Below are 5,716 nucleotides of genomic sequence, written 5' to 3' on the forward strand. Positions count from 1 at the left end.
ACGGACAAAGTTCGAGCGGCCGTGCATGAAGCTTTCGAGTGCATTTACTTTGATCAGCATGCTGTTCTCCTCTCAAAGAGACGGCGCCGAAGCGCCGCCCTTCTGGTTAAGCGACGCCGTCGAAGTTGGTGTTCTTGATGAACGCTTCCGGACGGTAGACCGCGAACGCCAGGCGGCGCTCGATCAAGATCGTCACCAGGTTGTTGACGAAGTCGTCTTCGTTTTCCGTCGAGATGACGATGCCTGCATCCGAACGGTCGAAGATCTGCGCGGCCAGCTTGAAAGCGCCGACAAGCGCGGTGTCGACGGTCATGGCCTGGGTTGCCACCACAGGGCGGGACCACAGCATTGGCGACAGGGTGCCCTGTGGGTTGCCAATGATGTACCGGGCGTTGTCGTCCTTGATCAGCTCGATGCCAGCCCAGTCGATCGGGTTCAGTACGATACCGTCCGATGGATACTCGGCCAGCTCGGCCTGCAGCAGCATCAGGCGAAGCGTGTCGATGCGCGTGGCTCCGGCAATGACCAGCGGGGCGCTGTAGGCAGTTGCCTGCGTGTAGATGCCGTTCAGGTTGTTGCCGGAGCCAGAGCCCTTGAGCAGTTGGCCTTCTTCGCTGAAGTCCAGGCCGTAGGTCAGGCGTCCATCGATCTGCGACTGCAGCGCCGGGAAGTCTTCCAAAATCTCGGACGATGCCTTGATGAAGTGGGCGATCTTCTTTACCGACGCATCGGTCAATGCGTACGTAATGGTCGATTCTGGCTTTCGCGTGCCCTCACCCGTTGGCGCCGCATTGTTCGTGAAGCCGGTTTCTTTGAGGTAGCGAACCAGATTGCTGGCGGTGCGGCCAGGTGCCACGAGATCGCGAATGGTAAGACGACGGGCCGGCATGGTGAGCACGCCAGGCAGGACTTGCGGATTAACGCCCTGTCCGGCGCTGTTGCTCGCGCTGGTGATCGCCTTCACGCCGATTGCGAGCTTGCCGCCTTTACCTTCCTGCAGCGCACCGACCGACTTCTTGAAGTCTTCGTTCTCGATCAGCTGGTAGCCCATCGATTTGAGCTGCGCGCCGCCGTCTTCGGTGCCACGGCGAGCCGCTTTTTGTTCGAGCTCCGTGACTTGCGCGACCAGCTCGCCCTGCTTCACCAGCAGCTCGTCGACGGTCGTTTTCACCGACGTGGACATGTCGATCCCCCGTTTGGCTTCGGCCAGGGCTTTCTCGCCGTGGTCTTTGACTTGGTCGTTGATCTTCGCCAGCGCGGCCTCGAGGCCTTTGATTTCGGTCTCGCCGATCAGGCTAACGAGCGCCAGACTCGCAACGCCGGGGTGAGCCAGCGCGAATGCCTGGACGTCGACGCCTGTGGCTTGCGCGATACCTGCAGCCAGGCAGACCGCCAGCATGAAAGCCGGCTTGAAATACTTCGTGAGAGTGCTCTTTTGCATGATGTTTCCTTATGGGGTGAGGGTAAATTCGTTGAACAACCGAAGAATTTCGTCGCTTTTTTCGCCACCGGGCTCACCCCGGGAAAGCTTCGGCAGGCCGCCGTTCGCGACTGCTGCGGCCTGCGATTTAGAGAAGCCTGCCTCGCGCAGGAACTTTTCAAATTCTGGGAGGGTCGGCAGTCGGCCGGCCTCCAACATGCACTTGACGTCAGCCACTCGGGCGTCGTCGTTCATCGGGTTCGTCACGACGCTAATTTCGACCAGGTCGAGTTTCTGCAGCGTGTAGATGCCGGTGTCCTTGTTGACGCTGTAGTCCTTGACGCGGTAGCCGATTGACAGCCCGGTGATCGTCTTGGTGCTCATGCCCTTGTAGGCGAGGCGCGCGTAGGGCGCATCATCCATCCACAATTCGGCGTCTTCACCAAACAGCCCGTGGTCGTCTTCTTTCAGCGTCGGCCAGCCGCCGATAGGCTGATCTGTCTGGTGCTGCCACAACATCGGCACCATGCGGCCGGACTTCTTCCACTTCTCAAGGCTCTCCGCGAAGGCGCCCGGGGCGACGATATCGCCGCCCTTATCGACGACGTTGAACACCGAGCCGTAGCCGGAGAACTTGCCCTTGTCGGACAGGCTCTTGATGTCGAGTTCGATCGATTTAGTCAGGTAATCCATCGTTTTCTTCCTTGATTCCGAGCCACGTCAGCACGGCCGACTTGGCCGCCTGCGCAGAATTTGTGACTTTGCCCAAAAGGGAAAGGGGGATGAGGTTGCTTTGGACGGTCAACTCGTCTCCGCCGTCCTTGCGTGGCCAGTTCTCCAGCGAGCGGGCCTCGTTGCGGGTCATCAGGCCGTTTTGCGTCATCGACGAGTAGAACGCCGCGCGCGCTGCGCTATCGCCGCGCAGCAGGCCTTCCATGCTGTACTCAGCGAAGAACCGGGTTCGCTCGGCCGGCTTGAGTAGCGACTTGCGCACGCCCTGCTCGATGCGCACCAGATAGGGGCGCAAAACGTACTGGATCAGGTGCAGATTTTTTTGCTCAAGACCCGTGCCCCAGTTAGAAACGGCCGTACCGTGGCCGATCATGGACGGCGGCATGCCGAACCACCGACACAGATCCTCGACGCTGAAGGTGCGCGACTCGAGCATCTGGGCGTCGACCGGGTTCATGGTCAGCTGCTCGTACTCGGCGCCGCCTTCAAGCAGCTGCAGCTGGCCGGTCTGGGCGTTGCCAAATACGGCGCCCATGACCTTATCCTTCATTCGGGCGCGCTGATCCTTATCCAGAAACTCTTTGACGGAGACAATAGCCGCCGGGCGCATGTTGTTCGTGTACAGATCGGACGCCGCCACCTCGGCCGCGCGGGCGCCGCGGATCGAGCGCCACCCTATGCTGATCGGAGATTGCCCCATCAAGCCGTCGGTGCCGAAGCCCTTCACGTGCCAGATCTCGGCTTCGCTGTACTCGCGCCGACCGCGCGGATCGGCGTAGACGAAGGTGATCGCGCCGTCCAGCGTGCGGCGAACGGTCATCAAGGCGGGGTTGAGCGGGTCCAGCGCGACCAGGCGCCCTGCGGCGCCGAAGGATTTGAGGCAGTACGCGTTGCCCCACAGGCAAAGCTGCGATACCACCGCCTCCCAGAACTCGACCGCCGTCATGTCGGCGTTCGGCGAGTCGTGGAGCAAAGCGAATAATGGGTGGTCGCGCGCGATTTTGCGCGCCTCGCCGTCTCGCTCGTACACCAGCAGCGGTAGCGTGGAGATCGTCTCGGCGATCAGGCGAATGCAGGCCCACACCGTTGACAGCTGCAGCGCAGCGTCAATGCTGACAATGCCGGGGGAATCGTTGCGCGTGATGTCGCGATTGCCGGGGTCGCGCGTGGCTTCACGATAGGCCATGGCGTCGCGGATCGAGAAGAATACGGACTTCAGCGACCAGCTGCCGGCCTTCGTTTTTTCGCTCACTCGCTTACCTCGTCCGCCAGATAATCATCAATGCTTCCCTTGTCTTCTGCAGCAGCCGTCGGCATCACACCGACGGCCATCGCCAGGGCGACCATGCCGTCGATGCGCCCGCGCGTGCGGGCCTTGTCAAACTTCCGGGCGCCGCTGTCGCCGATAACCTTGGCGTTCGCGGAGCACATGTTCAGGATCGGGTGGCCGCCGTGCCGCAACGATTTGTTGAGCAACTTCACCTCGAGCTCGCGCAGGGCCGGCGTCATGCTGGCCGTGCCCTGCCCAAAGTCGATGAACTTCTCCAGCTCGGCATCGGTGAAGCCAGCCTTGATCAGCCACGGCTTCAGAAATTTCATGTTGTAGCGGTCGAAGCCCAGTGCCTGGACGTCGTGCCGGTCGAAGAACCCGCGAAGGTATTCGGCGACGAACTCGTACTCGATCGCGCTGCCGGGCGTTGTGTTTAACCACCCCTGCTTTGCCCAGAGGTCGTACGGCACCTTGTCTTTGCGCGACTTTTCGGCCAATCCGTTCGCCGGCAGCCAGAAGGCCGAGTGCACGCCGCCCGATTCGTCCACCCCCTCGAGCGCGGTAAGGTCGTTGACGCTCGATAGGTCGAGGCCGGCCCACACTTTCAGGCCTTTCGCGTCGCCTGGTGCGCCGTTGTTCGCCTCCCAAATTGACCGCGGTACGAATGGCGACACCGCCTCGACCCGCTGATTCAGGATCAAATTTCTAAATTCCGGCTCGTTCGCCGGCATGTCGATCGCCTGTTTGCACTGCTTCGCGACGTCGGCCAGCGATCGGAAGATCCCGAGGGCGGGATTGGCGGCCGCCCAGGCCTTCGGGTCGTCCAGCTTGCAGTCGTCGGGCGCCGCGTACACGTGGCACACGACGCGCGGATCCGGCGCGTTCTGCTGCGCGTCGATCCAGGTCGAGAACAAGTCGGCGTCCGTCGGCGCTTGGGTGCTGATGGCGATCAGAAGCGGGTTGCTGTACGCGCCCTGTGCCGAAGTAATGGCCGATACGAACTTGTCAGTCGGCCCGACGATCTGCCCCACCTCGTCAAGAATCGCGAGGATCGGCGATAGCCCGTGAGCCGTCTTCCCCTCGGCCGACAGTGCGCGGTACAGGACGTTGCGCGCCAACCCGATCAATCGCTTACCGCTCGGCTGGATGCGAACCAACTTCGAGAGGATCGGCGACATCTCGATCATCTTGCGCGCCAACTCGAACACCACCGCCGCCTGCTCTTTCGACTGGGCGCCGCTGACGATCTGTGAGTTCTGGACCGCCTCCGGCCCGACCAGGTGCGCCAGCAGAATCGCTGCAATCAGCGCCGTCTTGCCGTTCTTCCTCGCAATCGAGAGGTACGCGCTGTGCGTACCAACGGGATTGTCGTAAATCTCAAGGATGAATTTGCGCTGGAACGGCTCAAGCTTGATCGGCTTGCCAATGTGATCGCCTTCAGGTGCGAGGCAGTAGCGCTCAACGAAGGCGCAGACTTTCTCGCCACGAGTGAGTGGCTTCTTGAGGCAATACTTGTCGTCTGAATCTATCGTTGCTGCTTTGACCGCCTTCGCCTTACGTGGCGAGGAGGCCATCGTCTTCCTCTTCAAGCTCGCCGCGGAGCTTGCGGGATTCCCGCTCGATCTTGCGTTTGCCTGCCTCGTCGCGCGTGTCGCCGGCAATTCGTCCGCCCATCCGAAGCGTGCGCATCAAGGCCATCTCGCGGCGCGCCAGTTGCTCCATGACGGTCGTGCGTGGATTCATGATCTGCGTACCCTTGTCGTTCTTCATCACGCGACCCTCGGCGCGAAGCAAAGCGTCCTCTTCCGCGATGTCGGCTTGGCATTGCGCGAGCTGCGCGGCAACCACCAAATCGACATCAATCCATTCGTCCCTCGCGCGTGCGCGCACAACGCCCGCCCAAAACGGGATCGCTGAGTCGGTCAAAGTCACGTAATCAGGAATCGCAATATCGGGTTTCGCCGCTGCGACCATCGCATTCACGGCGCTGGCGGCAGAATCGGCCCTGGTCCGCTTGGTCTTCGGTGCAGTCATTTTGTCCGCGTTTCGTGGGTTAGCGTTAAATCGAAGGGAGAGCGCGGTCCCCTGTTGCGTGATTCCCTGCGGTTTCGAAGTGCCCTCCCCCTCTTTCTTATGGGGGCTGTGCATCGGTCTTTACTCCGGTACGGGCCAGCCATCGAGACCGATCTTCACCACCGGCCGCTTCTTCTTCCCCTGCTCTGCCTCGGTCTTTACGTCGTGGCAGGGCTTGCAGATGGTCTGACAATTCAGCGGATCATCGATGCGGGCTTGGC

At 61.4% G+C, this 5,716-nt stretch carries 5 protein-coding genes; all 5 read right to left on the reverse strand.

What is annotated here, in order from left to right; translation table 11 throughout:
• Positions 1-106: 106 nt before the first annotated feature.
• Genes CR105_RS26840 through CR105_RS26860 form a run of 5 tightly spaced genes read right to left on the reverse strand, consistent with a single transcriptional unit; the run spans position 107 to position 5,456 of the window.
• Positions 107-1,399: a phage major capsid protein gene (locus tag CR105_RS26840; protein ID WP_099793987.1), complete on the reverse strand. Its 1,293-nt coding sequence runs from the start codon at positions 1,397-1,399 to the stop codon at positions 107-109.
• 51 nt (positions 1,400-1,450) lie between these two features.
• The gene (locus CR105_RS26845; RefSeq protein ID WP_099793978.1) at positions 1,451-2,113 is read right to left on the reverse strand and encodes an HK97 family phage prohead protease; all 663 of its coding nucleotides are present in this window, start codon (positions 2,111-2,113) and stop codon (positions 1,451-1,453) included.
• Positions 2,097-3,404: a phage portal protein gene (locus tag CR105_RS26850; protein ID WP_099793981.1), complete on the reverse strand. Its 1,308-nt coding sequence runs from the start codon at positions 3,402-3,404 to the stop codon at positions 2,097-2,099. Before CR105_RS26850 ends, CR105_RS26845 begins: the two co-directional genes overlap by 17 nt.
• Positions 3,401-4,996 carry a terminase large subunit gene (locus CR105_RS26855; protein WP_099793983.1) on the reverse strand — a complete coding sequence of 532 codons (1,596 nt, stop codon included), beginning with the start codon at positions 4,994-4,996 and terminating at the stop codon, positions 3,401-3,403. Before CR105_RS26855 ends, CR105_RS26850 begins: the two co-directional genes overlap by 4 nt.
• Positions 4,977-5,456: a phage terminase small subunit, hendrixvirinae-type gene (locus CR105_RS26860; protein WP_131021893.1), complete on the reverse strand. Its 480-nt coding sequence runs from the start codon at positions 5,454-5,456 to the stop codon at positions 4,977-4,979. The genes CR105_RS26855 and CR105_RS26860 overlap by 20 nt, the downstream gene beginning before the upstream one ends.
• Between the last annotated feature and the right edge of the window lie 260 nt (positions 5,457-5,716).

The sequence above is a fragment of the Massilia eurypsychrophila genome (assembly GCF_002760655.1).
GTDB lineage: Bacteria > Pseudomonadota > Gammaproteobacteria > Burkholderiales > Burkholderiaceae_D > JAFCUW01.